At 59.8% G+C, this 16,434-nt stretch carries 15 protein-coding genes; 9 read left to right on the forward strand and 6 right to left on the reverse strand.

The window, feature by feature from the left end:
• Positions 1 to 91: 91 nt before the first annotated feature.
• Positions 92 to 2,251 (forward strand): type I secretion system permease/ATPase, encoded by a 2,160-nt coding sequence (locus ACYZTW_RS25515; protein WP_462002292.1) that lies wholly within the window; start codon positions 92 to 94, stop codon positions 2,249 to 2,251.
• Between the two features lie 9 nt (positions 2,252 to 2,260).
• Complete coding sequence (locus ACYZTW_RS25520) at positions 2,261 to 3,628, forward strand: HlyD family type I secretion periplasmic adaptor subunit (protein ID WP_462002293.1); 1,368 nt, start codon at positions 2,261 to 2,263, stop codon at positions 3,626 to 3,628.
• A 139-nt stretch (positions 3,629 to 3,767) separates the two neighbouring features.
• On the opposite strand, the gene ACYZTW_RS25525 is transcribed toward ACYZTW_RS25520, so the two are convergent.
• Positions 3,768 to 4,364, reverse strand: coding sequence for a tRNA-uridine aminocarboxypropyltransferase (locus ACYZTW_RS25525; protein ID WP_462002294.1), 597 nt, complete (start codon positions 4,362 to 4,364; stop codon positions 3,768 to 3,770).
• A gap of 14 nt (positions 4,365 to 4,378) precedes the next feature.
• A complete protein-coding gene (locus ACYZTW_RS25530; protein ID WP_008153227.1) occupies positions 4,379 to 5,275 on the reverse strand; it encodes a LysR family transcriptional regulator in 897 nt (298 codons plus the stop codon).
• A gap of 631 nt (positions 5,276 to 5,906) precedes the next feature.
• Here ACYZTW_RS25530 and speB point away from each other — a divergent pair.
• From speB to ACYZTW_RS25560, 6 genes are all read left to right on the forward strand, one after another.
• Positions 5,907 to 6,857, forward strand: a complete 951-nt coding sequence (gene speB / locus ACYZTW_RS25535) for an agmatinase (protein WP_283190208.1) — start codon at positions 5,907 to 5,909, stop codon at positions 6,855 to 6,857.
• A 9-nt stretch (positions 6,858 to 6,866) separates the two neighbouring features.
• Positions 6,867 to 7,289, forward strand: a complete 423-nt coding sequence (locus ACYZTW_RS25540; RefSeq protein ID WP_462002295.1) for a YybH family protein — start codon at positions 6,867 to 6,869, stop codon at positions 7,287 to 7,289.
• Between the two features lie 54 nt (positions 7,290 to 7,343).
• Positions 7,344 to 8,855, forward strand: a complete 1,512-nt coding sequence (locus ACYZTW_RS25545) for a purine-cytosine permease family protein (protein WP_462002296.1) — start codon at positions 7,344 to 7,346, stop codon at positions 8,853 to 8,855.
• Positions 8,856 to 9,019: 164 nt separating this feature from the next.
• On the forward strand, positions 9,020 to 10,399 hold the full coding sequence (locus tag ACYZTW_RS25550; RefSeq protein WP_462002297.1) for a sodium:solute symporter family protein: 1,380 nt from the start codon (positions 9,020 to 9,022) through the stop codon (positions 10,397 to 10,399).
• Positions 10,400 to 10,484: 85 nt separating this feature from the next.
• Positions 10,485 to 11,210: an MBL fold metallo-hydrolase gene (locus ACYZTW_RS25555; protein ID WP_462002298.1), complete on the forward strand. Its 726-nt coding sequence runs from the start codon at positions 10,485 to 10,487 to the stop codon at positions 11,208 to 11,210.
• A 55-nt stretch (positions 11,211 to 11,265) separates the two neighbouring features.
• Positions 11,266 to 11,517 carry an acyl carrier protein gene (locus ACYZTW_RS25560; protein WP_462002299.1) on the forward strand — a complete coding sequence of 84 codons (252 nt, stop codon included), beginning with the start codon at positions 11,266 to 11,268 and terminating at the stop codon, positions 11,515 to 11,517.
• A 210-nt stretch (positions 11,518 to 11,727) separates the two neighbouring features.
• Here ACYZTW_RS25560 and ACYZTW_RS25565 read toward each other — a convergent pair whose 3' ends face one another.
• The gene (locus ACYZTW_RS25565) at positions 11,728 to 11,856 is read right to left on the reverse strand and encodes a PA1414 family protein (RefSeq protein WP_003184145.1); all 129 of its coding nucleotides are present in this window, start codon (positions 11,854 to 11,856) and stop codon (positions 11,728 to 11,730) included.
• A gap of 139 nt (positions 11,857 to 11,995) precedes the next feature.
• Positions 11,996 to 12,889, reverse strand: coding sequence for a putrescine utilization regulator PtrR (ptrR, locus tag ACYZTW_RS25570; protein ID WP_462002300.1), 894 nt, complete (start codon positions 12,887 to 12,889; stop codon positions 11,996 to 11,998).
• Positions 12,890 to 12,992: 103 nt separating this feature from the next.
• Between ptrR and ACYZTW_RS25575 the strand changes: the two genes are divergently transcribed.
• On the forward strand, positions 12,993 to 14,174 hold the full coding sequence (locus tag ACYZTW_RS25575) for an MFS transporter (RefSeq protein ID WP_462002301.1): 1,182 nt from the start codon (positions 12,993 to 12,995) through the stop codon (positions 14,172 to 14,174).
• Here the strand turns inward: ACYZTW_RS25575 and ACYZTW_RS25580 are convergent.
• Both ACYZTW_RS25580 and ACYZTW_RS25585 read right to left on the reverse strand, forming a co-directional pair.
• Positions 14,119 to 15,051 (reverse strand): DMT family transporter, encoded by a 933-nt coding sequence (locus ACYZTW_RS25580; RefSeq protein WP_462002302.1) that lies wholly within the window; start codon positions 15,049 to 15,051, stop codon positions 14,119 to 14,121. The genes ACYZTW_RS25575 and ACYZTW_RS25580 overlap by 56 nt on opposite strands.
• Positions 15,052 to 15,268: 217 nt before the next feature.
• Complete coding sequence (locus tag ACYZTW_RS25585) at positions 15,269 to 16,105, reverse strand: CvfB family protein (RefSeq protein WP_462002303.1); 837 nt, start codon at positions 16,103 to 16,105, stop codon at positions 15,269 to 15,271.
• Positions 16,106 to 16,434 lie beyond the last annotated feature (329 nt).

The raw sequence follows: 16,434 nt of genomic DNA on the forward strand, positions 1-16,434 counted from the left end.
GATCCTGAAAAAAACAAGATCAAAAGATCGCAGCCTGCGGCAGCTCCTACAGAGAGATGTGTAGATACCTATGCCAACGGGAGCGATCAATGTGACCAGCATGGAACCCGGCAATATCAGTGTCGATCCGCGCCTGAGCTTCGATGACCCGCTTCTGGACGGTCTGTTGATCCTCTGCAAACTTCACGGCGCGACGGTCAGTCGCGCCAGCCTGAGTGCCGGGCTTCCCCTGAACAAGCAACGTTTGAGCCTGGACCTGCTGCCTCGCGCAGCGGCCCGGGCCAGTTTGCAAGCGCGATTGCTGCGCCGTGAACTGGCGGATATTTCCGCCCTCAACCTGCCTGTGATGCTGATCCTCAACAACGGCCGTACGGCCGTTCTACGACGCTTCGGCGATGACGGGCAGTTGCTGATTTTGCCGAGCGAAGCCGACGGCGGTGAACAATGGGTCAGCCGCGATGAGCTGGCCGAGAATTACAGCGGCCAGGCCTTGTTCGCGCGGCCACGGCATGAACTCGAAGACTTGCGCTCGCCGCTGGTGCCGCGAGTTGAGGCGTGGTTTCGCGACACCTTGAAGTTGTCGAAGTGGTTGTACAGCGATGCAATTCTGGCGAGCTTTCTGATCAACCTGCTGGGGCTGATGGTGCCGCTGTTCGTGATGCAGACTTATGATCGGGTGGTGCCGAACCAGGCCACGTCGACCTTGTGGGTGTTGTCGATCGGCTTGCTGATCGGCACCGGTTTCGAACTGGTGTTGCGGGTGGTTCGCGCGCACCTGCTGGACACCGCCGGGAAGAAAACCGACGTGATCCTTTCGGCCACGCTGTTCGAACGCATCACCGGCATGGCGATGAAAGCGCGACCGGCAACCATCGGTGGTTTTGCCCAAAGCATTCACGACTTCCAGGGCCTGCGGGAATTCCTCACCGCCGTGACCCTCACCAGCCTGATCGACCTGCCCTTTGCCGTGCTGATGCTGGTGGTGATCGGCCTGCTCGGCGGCTGGCTGGTGGTGATTCCGTTGTTGGCGTTTCCGATCACGATCATCTTCGCGATGGTGATCCAGGTGCGTCTGCGCGACACCGTGCAGAAAAGTCTGAGCCTGGGCGCCGAACGCCAGGCGCTGCTGATCGAAACCCTCGGTGGTCTGGAAACCCTCAAGGCCTGCAGCGCCGAAAGTGAACGCCAGCACAAATGGGAAAGCACCCACGGCGCCCTCACCCGCCTCGACAGCCATGCGCGCAACCTCTCGGCGCTGGCCACCAACGGCACGCTGTTCATCCAGCAATTCTCCGGCATGGCGACCATCGTCGCCGGGGTTTACAGCATCATCGCTGGCAACCTCAGCGTCGGCGCGCTGGTGGCGACCTACATGCTCGGCAGCCGGGTGCTCGCACCGCTGGGACAGATTGCCGGTTTGATCACGCGCTATCAGCAAGCGCAACTGACCATGAAAAGCACCGATGCGCTGATGTCCTTGCCGCAGGAACGTGACGCCAAACAACGGCCGCTGGAACGCACGCAACTGCAAGGTGCGCTGGACGTCAGCAGTGTGACGTTCCACTACAACGGCCAGAACGCTGCGGCGTTGGCCAACATCAGCTTCAGCGTGAAACCCGGCGAGCGGATCGGCATCATCGGTCGCAGCGGCTCGGGCAAAAGTACGCTGGCGCGGCTGGTGATGGGTTTCTACGCACCGGAAGAAGGCCAACTGCTGCTCGATGGCCTGGACTTGCGGCAATTGGACGTCGCCGACCTGCGCCAGCAAATCGGTTACGTCGCCCATGACCTGCCGTTGTTGGCCGGCAGCCTGCGCGACAACCTGACCCTCGGCGCGCGCTACATCAGCGACGCACGGATGCTCGAAGTCGCCGAACTGACCGGCGTCACCGAGCTGGCGCGTCAGCATCCGCAAGGCTTCGACCGGCCGGTGGGTGAACGCGGACAACTGCTGTCCGGCGGGCAACGTCAGGCGGTGTTGCTGGCCCGCGCCTTGTTGCTGGATCCGCCGATCATGTTGCTCGACGAACCCACCAGTGCCATGGACAACAGCAGCGAAGACGTTCTGCGGCAAAAACTCCACCGCTGGGTCCAGGGCAAAACCCTGCTGCTGGTGACCCACCGTACCTCGATGCTCAGCCTGGTGGATCGGCTGGTGGTGCTGGACAACGGGCGAATCGTCGCCGACGGTCCTAAAGAAGTGGTCATCGATGCACTGCGCAAGGGCCGTGTCGGCTCTGCGGCTGTCTAGGAGCTAGCCATGGCCCGTTCATCATCCGACGTTTCAAAGGATCGCGGCTACTTCGGCAGCTTCAGCAAAAGCGCGGAAAACGAATACATGCCGGAAACCGCCGGCGCCTCGTTGCAGGACTCCCCGCGCCTGTCGCGGATCACCGTGTGGCTGGCGGCAGGGTTGCTGATCTCGGCGCTGGTCTGGGCCAAGTTCGCGGTGCTGCAGGAAGTGACCATGGGCGAAGGCAAGGCGATTCCGTCGAGCAAGGTTCAAGTGATCCAGAACCTGGAGGGCGGCATCGTCACTGAGATCTTCGTTCGCGAAGGGCAAATGGTGAACAAGGGCGACACCTTGCTGCGCCTCGATGACACTCGATTCCTGTCGAACAAGGGCGAAAGCGAGGCGGATCGTTATGCGCTGACCGCACAGGTCGAACGGCTGTCGGCCGAAGCGGAAGGCCGGCCGTTCAGCCTGTCCCCCGAAGTGATCGCCAAGGCGCCGCAAGTGGCCGAAGACGAGCGCTCGCTGTACGAGCAACGGCAACGTCGACTGGCCAGCGAACAGCGCACCTTGAGTGAGCAACTTCGGCAAAAAACCCAGGAACTGGCGGAGTTCCGCTCCAAACAGGGCCAATTCAGTTCAAGCCTGGCATTGCTGCAGCAAGAGATGAACATGTCCGCGCCGCTGGTGGGCACCGGGGCTGTTTCGCCGGTGGAAATCTTGCGACTCAAACGCAGCGCGGTGGAGATTCGCGGCTCGCTGAATGCCACGACGCTGGCGATTCCCCGTGCGGAATCGGCGATCAACGAGATCAAAAGCAAGATTGATGAGTCCGAACAATCCTTCCGCTCCGACGCGGCGAAAGAGCTGAATGAAAAACGCACCGACCTGTCGAAAATCACGGCATCGAGCATTGCTATCGATGACCGCGTAACCCGCACCACGGTGGTGTCGCCGGTTCACGGGATTATCAAAGTGCTGAAGGTCAACACCATCGGCGGCGTGGTCCAGCCGGGCAGCGACATGGTGGAAATCGTGCCCATTGAAGACAACTTGCTGATCGAAGCCAAAGTGCGGCCGCAGGACGTGGCATTTCTGCATCCGGGGCAGAAAGCGATGGTCAAGTTCAGTGCCTACGACTACACGATTTATGGAGGGTTGAGTGCGAAGCTGGAGTTGATTGGGGCAGACACGATTACGGATGACAAGGGCAACAGCTTCTATTTGATTCAGGTGCGCACGGATAAAAACCATTTGGGCGGGGATGTGAAACCGTTGCTGATTATTCCGGGGATGGTTGCCACCGTGGACATCATCACAGGGGAGAAAAGCGTGTTGGATTACCTGCTGAAACCGGTGCTCAAAGCCCGGACTGAGGCGATGCGCGAAAGATAGTTTCTGGTTAGGTTTATTGGTGATTGTTCCACCGCTTTCGCGAGCAGGCTCGCTCCCACAGTGGATCGCATTTCTTCTGGAAGAACTCGGCCGAATGTGGGAGCGAGCCTGCTCGCGAAGAGGCCCTCAAACACAACAATTATTTCGGCCCATGATTACGCTGGAAGGTCTCCTCCCCCATCGCCGCAATTTGCCCCTCGATCAGTGCCTCAAACGGCTTTAACAACGGCTCAAACGATGACGGTGCTTCCAGCGTCTGCAACGCCTGAACAATCGCCTCCACCGTCGACAACGCCCCCGGCCCCGGAGCCTTGCGCAATCGATAACGGGACACCGCGCCCTGCGCCAACGTCACCCTCGGCAACGCCGCCAGCAGCGGGTTGAGGTGCAGCAGCTTGCGCGCCTTGCGCCAGGTGCCGTCCGGGACGACCAGCAGCAATGGTTGATCAGTTGCCGTGTAAGCCTGCAACGGCTGCGCATCATCGGCAGGAAACAGCAGACGCGCCTGATAACCCGGCTGATTCAACAATGCCGGCAAATCCTCGAACACCTCGCCAACTATCAACTCGGCATTCCTCAACCCCAACGCCGCCAACCGCGCGGTGTTCAGTGCATGGTTCACTTCGCTCGGATGTTGCAGCAGCAACACCCGGGTGCAGCTGTCGAGGCTCGGAATCAGCGGGCACAGGCAATGGGTTTGCGGACGCAGGCAGCGCGGACATTGGATTCTGGACATTGCTTCTTTTTCCGTTAAGCGGCCTGATTGAGTTGCGCTTTGAGCAAATCGCGAAAGGTCTGGATCAACGGCTCGCGGCTACGGCCACGACGCACGATCATCGAGAACGGCGCCTGATAACCGAAGGTCGCCGGCAGCAGCACGCGCAAATCGCCTTTATCCGCCCAGGCCTGAGCGTAGTGCTCCGGCAGGTAACCGATGTAGGCGCCGGACAGCACTAGAATCAGCTGCGCCTCCATACTTTCCACCGTCGCCGCGCTGTGTTTGAAACCGTGGCGCGCCAGTTCCGCCTGGCTCCAGTAACCACGGCCGACCATGCGCTGCTGGGTGATGACTTGCTCGGGAATGCGCCGCTCGGTGAACAGCGGATGACGACTACTGCAATACAACCAGTGTTGCTCGCGGTACAGCGGCATGTAGACCAGACCGCTCATGCGCGTGGAGAACGCACCGATGGCCAGGTCGAGGCGGTTGTCCTGCACGCCGAGTTGCAGCTCGTAAGGGCTCATGACCGACAAATGCAAATGCACGGCCGGGTGTTCCTGGCTGTAAGCACCGATGGCTTCGGCGAAGGGTAAGGCCTTGTCGCTGACGGTGGAGTCGATGACGCCAAGGTTCAAGGTGCCGCGCAGTTCGCCTTTGAGGGCCGCAGCGTATTGCTCGAAGCCTTCGAGTTCGCCGAGCAGGCGCAGGGTTTCCTGGTGGAACAACTCGCCTTTGCTGGTCAGGCTGAAACCTCCCCGGCCGCGATGGCAGAGGACCAGGCCGAGGGCGGCTTCGAGCTGGCTCATGTAGGTGCTGATGGCCGAGGTCGAGAGATTGAGCTCTTGCTGGGCATTGGCAAACCCCTGATGGCGAACCACGCTGACGAAGATACGCAACAGTTTCAGGTCGGGTAACGCGTTGGCCATGGGGGCTCCGGACTTTAGAAATGTGTGGTCTGTTAAATCCACCCCTCACCCCAGCCCTCTCCCCACGGGGGAGAGGGGGAAAGGGAGCCGATCTCCATGGCCTTCAAATCCTGAGTTCGACTCGATATTTCAGGTCGATGTAACTTGCGAGAACAACTCGGTCAGTCCCCTCTACCCTCTGGGGAGAGAGGGAAAGGGAGCCGATCTCCATGGCTTTCAGATCCTGAGTGCGATTCGATATTTCAGGTCGATGTAACTCGCGAGAACAACTCAGTCAGTCCCCTCGCCCCCCTGGGGAGAGGGGAAAGGGAGCCGATCTCCATGGCTTTCAAATCCTGAGTTCGATTCGATATTTCAGGTCGATGTAACTCGCGAGAACAACTCGGTCAGTCCCCTCGCCCCCCTGGGGAGAGGGTTAGGGTGAGGGGTCGATCCTGAGCCGATCGCAAATCTCAATGCGGAGAAGTCTATCTCCCCCTCCGCCATTAGTTTAGAAAAATATGAACTAAGTATTTGCCCGTAGCGATTCTTCCCGGCCACTGCATTTCGCAGAATCGGCCCACAGCGGTGCCTGCGTCTCCCCGACCTGCGCAACCGACATAAATAAAACAACGACGATGAGGCCCTACCCGTGGACAAGATTCTTCACCAACCACTGGGCGGCAATGAAATGCCGCGCTTCGGCGGCATCGCCACCATGATGCGACTTCCCCATTTGCCAACCGCTGCCGGTCTGGATGCTGCCTTTGTTGGCGTCCCGCTGGACATCGGCACGTCCCTGCGCCCAGGCACCCGTTTCGGACCTCGCGAAATCCGCGCTGAATCGGTGATGATCCGCCCGTACAACATGGCCACCGGCGCTGCACCGTTCGACTCGCTGTCGGTTGCCGACATCGGTGACGTGGCGATCAACACGTTCAACCTGCTCGACGCCGTACGGATCATCGAAGAGTCCTACCACAAAATCCTCGAACATAATGTGATCCCCCTGACCCTCGGCGGCGACCACACCATCACCCTGCCAATCCTGCGTGCGATTCATAAAAAGCACGGCAAGGTCGGCCTGGTGCACATCGACGCTCACGCCGATGTGAACGATCACATGTTCGGCGAGAAAATCGCCCACGGCACCACCTTCCGTCGCGCTGTCGAAGAAGGCCTTCTGGATCCGGACCGCGTGGTGCAAATCGGTCTGCGCGCTCAGGGCTACACCGCTGACGACTTCAACTGGAGCCGTAATCAGGGTTTCCGTGTGGTTCAGGCCGAAGAGTGCTGGCACAAATCCCTGGCCCCGTTGATGGCCGAAGTTCGCGAGAAAGTCGGCGGCGGTCCGGTGTACTTGAGTTTCGACATCGACGGCATCGATCCAGCGTGGGCGCCAGGTACCGGCACCCCGGAAATCGGTGGTCTGACGACCATTCAGGCAATTGAAATCGTTCGCGGCTGCCAAGGCCTCGACCTGGTCGGCTGCGATCTGGTAGAAGTCTCGCCCGCGTATGACACCACCGGCAACACCTCGCTGCTGGCCGCCAACCTGCTGTACGAAATGCTCTGCGTACTGCCTGGCGTGGTCCACCGCTGAGGATTGGTCATGAACGAACGTGATCAGGTACTCAAGGCCGCTGCCGATCTGGTAACCGCCTTTGCCCGTAATGATCGCGAAGCCTACTTCGGTGCGTTCAGCACCGATGCCAGCTTCGTGTTCTACACCCTCGAGCAGCCCCTGCTGTCACGCGATGCCTATCAGGCGTTGTGGGACACCTGGCGCTCGGAGGATGGCTTCGAGGTGCTTTCGTGCACCTCGAGCAACGCCTTCGTCAGCCTGCAAGGTGACGTGGCGATTTTCATCCATGACGTGGCCACCGAGCTGCGCATGCAAGGGGAGCAACACTTCAGCCAGGAGCGCGAGACGATTGTTTTCAAGAAACAAGCGTCTGGCCAAGAACAACAAGGCCTATGGCTGGCCTGCCACGAACATTTGTCCGCGATGCCGGAAGGGCTGCCAACCCCTTAGCCAAACAGGTGACGCTCACACACGATGAGCGCGCCTTTATGATCGGAGCTGATCATGAATAACAACAACAAAGACCAAAGCCTTACGCACATTGAAACCTACGGGGTCGAACAGATCCCGGACAGTGAACGCACCGCAGGCCCGACGGATTTGTTCCGGATGATCTTCGGGGGTTCCAACACCTTTGCCACCGCCGTGCTCGGCAGTTTCCCGGTCCTGTTCGGCCTGTCTTTTCAGGCGGGCGTCTGGGCGATTGTGCTGGGGGTGTTGCTGGGCTCGCTTATCCTTGCGCCAATGGGCCTGTTCGGGCCTATCAATGGCACCAACAACGCCGTGTCTTCCGGTGCGCACTTCGGCGTGCACGGACGGATCGTCGGTTCGTTTCTGTCGTTGTTGACCGCCATCGCCTTCTTCTCGCTCTCGGTGTGGAGTTCGGGTGATGCGCTGATCGGTGGCGCCAAACGCTTGATCGGTCTTCCGGAAACCGACCTGACCCTGGGCCTGGCCTACGGTCTGTTCGCGATTCTGGTGCTGACAGTCTGCATCTATGGCTTCCGCTTCCTGCTGTGGGTCAACAAGATCGCGGTATGGAGTGCCAGCCTGCTGTTCCTGCTAGGCATCTTCGCCTTCGCCGGCCCTTTCGATGTGAACTACGCCGGTACCGTCAGCATGGGTCAACCGGGTTTCTGGGCGGCCTTCATCGGCGCTGCACTGGTGGCCATGAGCAACCCGATTTCCTTCGGCGCGTTCCTCGGTGACTGGTCGCGTTACATCCCGCGTGACACCTCCAAGCGCCGGATCATGGCGGCGGTGGTGATCTCGCAGATTGCAACCTTCATCCCGTTCCTGTTCGGCCTCGCCACTGCCACCATCGTAGCGATCAAGGCACCGGACTACATCGCCGCCAACAACTACGTCGGCGGTCTGTTGGCCGTCTCGCCGAGCTGGTTCTTCCTGCCGGTATGCCTGATTGCGGTGATCGGCGGCATGTCCACCGGCACCACCTCGCTCTATGGCACCGGGCTGGATATGTCCAGCGTGTTCCCACGGGTACTGTCGCGGGTCAAAGCCACGTTGCTGATCGGTGTGATGTCGATTGCCTTCATCTTCATCGGGCGCTTTGCGGCGAACCTGGTGCAGAGCGTGTCGACCTTCGCTGTGTTGATCATCACCTGCACCACCCCGTGGATGGTGATCATGATCATCGGTCTGCTGGTGCGCCGCGGCTTCTACTGCCCGGATGATCTGCAAGTGTTCACCCGCGGCGAGAAAGGTGGTCGTTACTGGTTCACGCATGGCTGGAACTGGCGTGGCCTGGGTGCCTGGATCCCGAGTGCACTGGTGGGTTTGTGCTTTGTGAACCTGCCGGGGCAGTTTGTCGGTGTACTGGGCGATCTGGCTGGCGGTATCGACATCAGCCTGCCAGTCACCCTGGGCCTGGCCTCGCTGGTGTACCTGGCGCTGCTGAGCCTGTTCCCGGAACCGGCCGCGGTGTTCGGTCCAAGCGATGCACGCAGCAAGGGCTCGAGCAACACGACAAAAAATGAACTGCGTCAGCCAGCCTGACACCGTTCTCCCTGTGGGAGCGAGCCTGCTCGCGAAGACGGCGGCACATCCAACATAGATGTGACTGAAAGACCGCTATCGCGAGCAGGCTCACTCCCACAGAGGGATGCCCCACAGAAATATTTTTGTTTCACCATAAAAAAGACAATCGGAGACACGCCATCATGGCTTTGGATTTATTCGTCGTACTCATCTACGCCGCCGCGATGCTGATACTGGGCTACTACGGCATGCGCAAGGCCAAGACCAACGAAGACTTTTTGGTCGCCGGTCGTAACCTCGGCCCGAGCCTGTACATGGGCACCATGGCCGCCACCGTTCTGGGCGGCGCGTCCACCGTCGGCACCGTACGCCTGGGCTACGTTCATGGCATCTCCGGTTTCTGGCTCTGCGCGGCCCTCGGTTGCGGGATCGTGGCGCTGAACCTGTTCCTCGCCAAACCGCTGCTGAAACTGAAGATCTACACCGTTACCCAGGTGCTGGAAAAACGCTACAACCCGATGGCCCGCTCCGCGAGCGCGGTGATCATGCTGGCGTATGCCCTGATGATCGGCGTGGTCTCCATCCTGGCCATTGGCACCGTGCTGCAAGTACTGTTCGGCCTGCCGTTCTGGCTGTCGGTATTGCTCGGCGGTGGCGTGGTGGTGATTTACTCCGCGATCGGCGGCATGTGGTCCCTGACCCTGACCGATATCGTCCAGTTCGTGATCAAGACCGTGGGCCTGATGTTCATCCTGTTGCCAATCTGCCTGTACCGCGTCGGTGGCTGGGATGAGTTGGTGTTGAAACTGCCGGCCACCGCCTTCAGCTTCACCACGATTGGCTGGGACACCATCATCACCTACTTCATGATCTACTTCTTCGGGATCCTGATCGGCCAGGACATCTGGCAGCGTGTGTTCACCGTCAAGAGCGCCAAAGTGGCCCAGGTCGCCGGTACATTCGCAGGCTTCTACTGCATCCTTTACGGACTGGCCTGCGCCCTGATCGGCATGGCCGCTCACGTACTGATCCCGGACCTGGACAACGTCAACAACGCCTTCGCCGCCATCGTCAAACTGTCCCTGCCGGACGGTATCCGTGGCCTGGTGATCGCCGCTGCCCTGGCGGCCATGATGTCCACCGCCAGCGCCGGCCTGCTCGCCGCTGCCACCACCCTGACCGAAGACCTGCTGCCGAAACTGCGTGGCGGTAAACAGTCGAGCCTGGGCATGAACCGCCTGTTCACCCTGTTGACCGGCATCGTGGTACTCGGCATCGCTCTGGTCGTGAATGATGTGATCAGCGCCCTGACCCTGGCGTACAACCTGCTGGTGGGCGGCATGCTGATCCCGCTGATCGGTGCGATTTTCTGGAAACGCGCAAACACCGCCGGCGCTATCGCCAGCATGGGCATGGGCTTCGCCACAGCGTTGGTGTTCATGTTCAAAGACGGTCTGGATGCCAACACCCCGATCTACTACAGCCTCGGTGTTGGTCTGGTGAGCTTCGTGCTGGTCAGCCTGATGTCCCCTCGCCCCGCAGTGGTGGCCAACGCCGCCTAAGCTGAACATAACAACTTGATGCTTTCTTCGACGGGTGTGGCGTCGGTTGCCACACCCGTTTTTTTTCGTCTGAAGGAAACTGCCTATGAAGATCGTCAGCCGCGATCAGTGGTTCGAGGTCAAACAACTCAGCGATGGTATTCGCTTGATTCACGAGCCTTACATCCGCCCCTTCTATCGCTGCAACCTCTGGCACATCCAGGGCCGCGACAAAGACTTGCTGCTCGACAGCGGTTCCGGGCTGGTCAGCCTGCGCGAGCAACTGCCGTGGATCACCGAACGGCCACTGGTAGCGGTGGCCAGTCATTGCCATTTCGACCACATCGCCGGGCATCACGAATTTCCTGAACGGCTGGTGCACCCGGCTGAGGCGGACATCCTCGCCGCACCGGACGGCGACAACGATTTGAGCAAAGCCTTTGTCGGCGACGACATGTTCGAGGCTCACCCCGATTGCCCGTTGTGCTACGCCGAATACCGGGTCAAAGCGGCGCCGGCCACAGGTTTGATCGAAGAAGGTGACGTGCTGGACCTGGGCAATCGCGTGTTGCAAGTGCTGCATACACCGGGGCATTCACCTGGCGGTATCAGCCTGTATGAAACCGCGACCGAGACCCTGTTCAGCGGCGACATCATCTACGACGGGCCGTTGATCGAAGACGCCTACCATTCCAACCTCGACGACTACGCCCGCAGCCTGCAGCGTTTGCGCGAGTTGCCGATCCGCACGGTGCATGGCGGGCATTTCGGGAGTTTTTCAGGGGAACATTTGCGCACGATGATTGACGAGTGGCAGCGCTTGCACGCCTGAAGCCTGCTGTACTCAGACCCAGGGACAACAACAATAACGCCCTCGAAGAACCACCATGAAAAGAGCTGCCGTTCGTGCTGCCGTACATCGTTTCATCCGCCGCCTGCTGGAGGGTCAGGATGACTTCGACGACAACGCGAGCCTGGCGCAATTGGGATTGGATAAAGAAGATATCGAAGAGCTGATCTTCCATCTGGAGGATGAGCTGGGTTTGACGGCGTTTACGGCTCAGGAAGATCAGATGCTCAAGACCGCCAGGACGGCGAATGACTTGAGTCGGTTTTTAATCGAGATTGGGCGGCATTGAGTTTGCCACTTCTTGAATTCGCGCGCGCTCCTGTAGCAGCTGCCGAGCCTGCGAGGCTGCGTTCGGTGCGGGCCGCGTTCGGACGAAGCTGTCGCAGAACCAGGGACTTCATTCTTTCAGACTCAGCGCGTCGGTCGGCTTGCGACTGCTTCGCCGCCGAACGCAGCCTCGCGGTGCTCGGCAGCTGCTACAACAACGGCTGCGTTGCGCTTACCGGCGACGCGGCTGGCGTCGGCGTTGTTCGTCGTCAGTGCGAATAGGCACAGGTTGCAGAGGCGGTTCGATCAAACCGAGTGCAACACCCAGGTCGTGCAGCCAGTTTTGGATTTTCTCTTTCATGGTGCCCCCTTCAGGGTAGTGCCGAGTGGCCAAAATTCTGTAGCCACTTCGCACTGATAATAGTCCGAAGTCCTACGCAATGCTCGCCCAAAGTCGCAATGATCTGTTACTGAATTGATCAAAATACCTGACCGATAGTTCAAGCCATCGCCCGAGCCTGACTCGGCGCCGACGGATAGACCAATTGTTGCTGCTCAAGCCACGCGTTCAAATTCGCCCCGACCATGCCTTTGCGCCACATCAGCCACGTGGTGGCACTGGCAAACGGCTCGGCCAACGGATGCACCGCCACGCTTTCGCGGCCCGGCAGGCTGGCGAGCATCGACTCCGACATCAGCGCCACGCCTGAGCCGGCGATCACACAAGCAAGCATCCCCGGATAAGACTCGATTTCCATCGCCCGGCCCATGGCCGCATGGTAATGGGCGAACCAGGCTTCCAGGCGCATCCGGTAGGAACAACCCTGGCGAAACGTGAACACCGACCGCCCTTCCACATCCAGCGCGCTGAGGATCGGCGGGTGATCGGCCTCGCTGATCAGCACCAGCCGTTCGTCGCACAATGGCACGCCGTCGAGCCCGGCCAGTTCCAGCGGACCGTCCACCAGCGCCGCATCGAGACGCCCGGTGAGCAAACCTTCAAGCAATTCGCCGCTTGGCCCGGACTGCACTTGCAGGTTCACCGCCGGGTAAGTGCGGTGATAACGCGCCAACAACCCCGGCAGATGAATCGCCGCCGTGCTGTACATCGTGCCGAGCACGAACTCTCCCGCCGGTTGCCCGCCCTGCACCGCCGCTTGAGCTTCGTCGTGCAGATTGAACAGCTTGGCGGTGTAGTCCAGCAGGACTTTTCCCGCGGGCGACAACTGCAAACGCTGACGTTCACGCACGAACAGTTCTACACCGAGTTGCTCTTCCAGTTGTTTGAGCCGGGTCGACAGGTTCGACGGCACCCGGTGCAGGCGTTCGGCAGCACGGGTGATGGAACCCTCCTGCGCTACCGCCTGGAAAATCCGCAATTGGCTGAATTCCACGCCATTCTCCAAATCAGAACAAGTTACTCACTATTATTCATTTTAAAAGAAAGTCAATCAGTCCTAGCCTGACGGTCATTGATCCTCTGTGGGAACTCAGACTATGTCGCCTCTGATTCGCTTACTCGCCAGTTTCGTCGCCCTGATGATGGCCATGGGCATCGGGCGTTTCGCCCTCACGCCTCAGTTGCCGCACCTGCTCAGCGAGGGTCAGATCGACCTGACCGCCGCCGGTCTGATTGCCGCGGCCAACTACCTCGGCTACTTCGTTGGCGCGGTGGACGCGATGTTCTCCCGCCGTCCCGATCAGGTTCGTCGGCGGCTGCTGGGTGGTTTGTGGCTCTGTGTACTGATGACCCTGGCGTCGTTCTGGGCCAACGGGTTTTGGTCCCATCTGGTGCTGCGGTTCGGCACCGGCGTGGCCAGCGCCTGGGTGCTGGTGATGATCACCGCGTTGAGCCAGCCGTTGGCCGCAGCGGCCGGTCGTCCACGACTTGGCGCCCTGGTATTTGCCGGACCGGGTCTGGGGATTTTTCTGACGGGCTTGTTGGCCTTGGGGTCGAACCTGCTGGGGCAGACTTCTGCAGCCTTGTGGCTGGTGTATGCCGGCGTCGGGCTGGCGATGCTGCTGGGGATTCTGCCGTTCCTGCCACAACCGGCCACGACCGTCGCCGCTGCCCCCAGCGTCGCTGGCTCGGGCAATCATGGCATCAGCCGTTTAGGCGTGGTCTATGGGCTGTACGGTTTGGGCTACATCATTCCGGCCACATTCCTCTCGCAAATGGCCAACGCGCAGTTCCATGGCCAATGGCAGGCCGACCTGTTCTGGCCTTGCTTTGGCCTTGCTTCGGCCATCGGGGTGGTGTTGGTGAGTCTGCGTCGACAACACCCGCAGGGCACTCGCTATTGGTTGATGGCGACGTTGTGGCTGCAAGCTGCCGGGGTCTTCGCTTGCTTGTTGGGCAGCGGCCCAGGCCTGGCCTTGGGCGTGATCCTCTGCGGCACACCGTTCCTGGCCTGCATGCAGTTGGTGATGCAACGTTCCCGGGAGCTGGCGCCCCATGCTACCCAGCGCAACGCCGGGCTGCTGACAGCGTGCTTTGCAGTGGGCCAGCTCAGCGGGCCGTTGCTGGCCGCAATGAGCAGCCACTTCAGCGGTGGTTTGCAGCCCGCGCTGGTGTTCGCCGGTTGTGGTTTGATGGTCGCCGGCGGCCTGTTATTGCGTCCGGTCAGCTCTGCCCAAGGGCTTTGCGCAAACGACGGCGCACCCACTGCTCAGCGCTGACAAACGTGATACCCAGCAGCACCAGCACCGCACCGATGACGAAGTTGAAGCTCAGCTCTTCGCCCAGCAACACCACGCCGAACGTGACGCCGAACAGCGGCGTCATGAACGAAAACACCGCCAGGTTCGCCGCCAGATAACGGCGCAACAGCCAGAACCAGGTCAGGTAACTGAAGAACGACACCACCAATCCCTGGAACAACACACTGGCCACCGCCACGGTGGTCAGGCTGATGTGGGTGACCTGACCGCTGAGGATCGCGATCAGCAACAGGCCAACGAAACCGACAATCAATTGATAGAACAGCGTCAGGGTCACCGGCGCTTCCGACAGGCGCGAAGCGCGCACCACCACCGTGGTCGCGCCCCAGGACGCGCCGGCCAGGACGCCCAGCGCATCGCCCATCAACATGCGGTGATCGAGGTTGTCCCACGACACCCCACCGGCAAAGGCGATGGCGATCCCGACGAAGGCGAGGAAAATCCCCAGCCATTGGACCGGTCTTAAACGCTCACTCGGCAACAGCCAATGAACGCCCAACGCGGTGAAGATTGGCGCGGTGTAAAGGAATACCGACATGTGCGCGGCCGTGGTCAGTTGCAGGCCTTCGGAAATGAAGAAGAACTCCAGGCCAAAGAGCGCGCCAGCCAGTAGTCCACCGCGCCACGTGTTGTCCACTTGATCCCAGCCGCCCTTCCAGCAGATCAACAGTCCTACGAGCAACGCGGAAATACCCGAGCGCCCGGCGGCCTGCATGACCGGCGCGATGTCTGGCGCCGCCCACTTGATCATCACCTGCTGAATACCCCAGATCAGGCACAACCCTATCATCACTTGCAGGGCAAACCCATCGGCACTGCGCCGGGTGGCGCTCACAGGACTTTCTCGACAAAACAGAACATGGCAGTGACTCGACAGTAAAAACAAAGCCCCGGCCTGCTCGCGGAACAAGCGGCGCCGGGGCGAAAAATCAGGCTGTCGATTATTAACCAGATGGACAGAAAAAAGAGCCTGCCAGAGACCTTTAAATCTCTGCAGGCGTCATTGCGCGTTGCGCGTGGCTCAATACACCACGGGGCTCAGTCAGCTCAGCTCAGCTCAGCTCGATGCGATCGGAATGAATAACGATCTGGCCGTTCTTGTACAACGCACCGATGGCCTTTTTGAAGTTGCCCTTGCTCACGCCAAACATACTGCTGATCACCGTCGGGTCGCTCTTGTCGCTGACCGGCAGGCTGCCATTGTTGTCGCGCAACTTGGCGAGAATCTTCGAATTCAGGCTGGTGGCGGCTTCTTCGCCGACCGGTTGCAGGCTCAGGCTGATCTTGCCGTCGGCGCGGACTTCTTTGATAAAGCCCTTCTCTTCTTTACCGGCGCGCATGAACTTGAAGATTTCGTTCTTGTGGATCAGGCCCCAGTGCTTGTTGTTGATGATCGCCTTGAAGCCCATATCGGTAGCTTCGGCAACCAGCAAATCAACTTCCTGGCCTGGGGTGTAGTTGCCCGGGGTCTTGTCTAGGTAGCGGTCCAGACGTGCCGTCGCGGTGATGCGGCGGGTGTGCTTGTCGAGGTAGACGTGCACCACCACATACTCGCCGGCGGTCATTTGGCGCTTTTCTTCGGAGTACGGCAGCAACAGATCCTTCGGCAAGCCCCAATCCAGGAAAACACCGATGCTGTTGACTTCAACGACTTTTAAACTGGCGAACTCACCGACCTGAACTTTCGGCTTTTCGGTAGTTGCGATGAGTTTGTCATCACTGTCCAGATAAATAAAAACGTTGAGCCAGTCTTCATCTTCGCTGGGAATATCTTTGGGAATATAACGATTAGGCAGGAGGATTTCGCCATCCGCGCCACCGTCCAGATATAAACCGAAGTTAGTGTGTTTAACCACTTGCAAACTGTTGTAGCGCCCGACTAAAGCCATTTCCAATACCCTCATTGCGTGGGCGGCATTCTACCCGGTTTTGCGGGCTGCGTTCGCTGGCCAGCCCGGTGGCGCAAGAAAATCCTCTGAAGGGCTTAATTTTCCTGGGTTTTACCGCACGCGCCTGGCCGCTCGTCAGGCCGATCTGGCTATGGGCGCACCAGCCTGCCAAGCAGAAAACGGTACTTTTTCACGAGTGTTCTTAGTTAAAACAGCAGCTTAGAGGCCTATTCAGAATAATAACTTGTGATTAATTCTTCATCTGCCCCGTGTATTTCGGGGGGATATTTACCAAGCAATTGTCAAGTATTTCCTGTACGATGCCTGGC

The sequence above is a fragment of the Pseudomonas sp. LB3P25 genome, assembly GCF_054897985.1.

What these genes read in the sequence shown, in the direction of transcription:
- ACYZTW_RS25555 (WP_462002298.1), top strand. Translation starts at nt 10,485, where the DNA reads ATGAAGATCGTCAGCCGCGATCAGTGGTTCGAGGTCAAACAACTCAGC.
- ACYZTW_RS25520 (WP_462002293.1), top strand. Translation starts at nt 2,261, where the DNA reads ATGGCCCGTTCATCATCCGACGTTTCAAAGGATCGCGGCTACTTCGGC.
- ACYZTW_RS25530 (WP_008153227.1), bottom strand. Translation starts at nt 5,275, where the DNA reads ATGGCCAACGCGTTACCCGACCTGAAACTGTTGCGTATCTTCGTCAGC.
- ACYZTW_RS25585 (WP_462002303.1), bottom strand. Translation starts at nt 16,105, where the DNA reads ATGGCTTTAGTCGGGCGCTACAACAGTTTGCAAGTGGTTAAACACACT.
- ACYZTW_RS25550 (WP_462002297.1), top strand. Translation starts at nt 9,020, where the DNA reads ATGGCTTTGGATTTATTCGTCGTACTCATCTACGCCGCCGCGATGCTG.
- ACYZTW_RS25545 (WP_462002296.1), top strand. Translation starts at nt 7,344, where the DNA reads ATGAATAACAACAACAAAGACCAAAGCCTTACGCACATTGAAACCTAC.
- ACYZTW_RS25540 (WP_462002295.1), top strand. Translation starts at nt 6,867, where the DNA reads ATGAACGAACGTGATCAGGTACTCAAGGCCGCTGCCGATCTGGTAACC.
- ACYZTW_RS25565 (WP_003184145.1), bottom strand. Translation starts at nt 11,856, where the DNA reads ATGAAAGAGAAAATCCAAAACTGGCTGCACGACCTGGGTGTTGCACTC.
- ACYZTW_RS25560 (WP_462002299.1), top strand. Translation starts at nt 11,266, where the DNA reads ATGAAAAGAGCTGCCGTTCGTGCTGCCGTACATCGTTTCATCCGCCGC.
- ACYZTW_RS25525 (WP_462002294.1), bottom strand. Translation starts at nt 4,364, where the DNA reads ATGTCCAGAATCCAATGTCCGCGCTGCCTGCGTCCGCAAACCCATTGC.
- ACYZTW_RS25575 (WP_462002301.1), top strand. Translation starts at nt 12,993, where the DNA reads ATGTCGCCTCTGATTCGCTTACTCGCCAGTTTCGTCGCCCTGATGATG.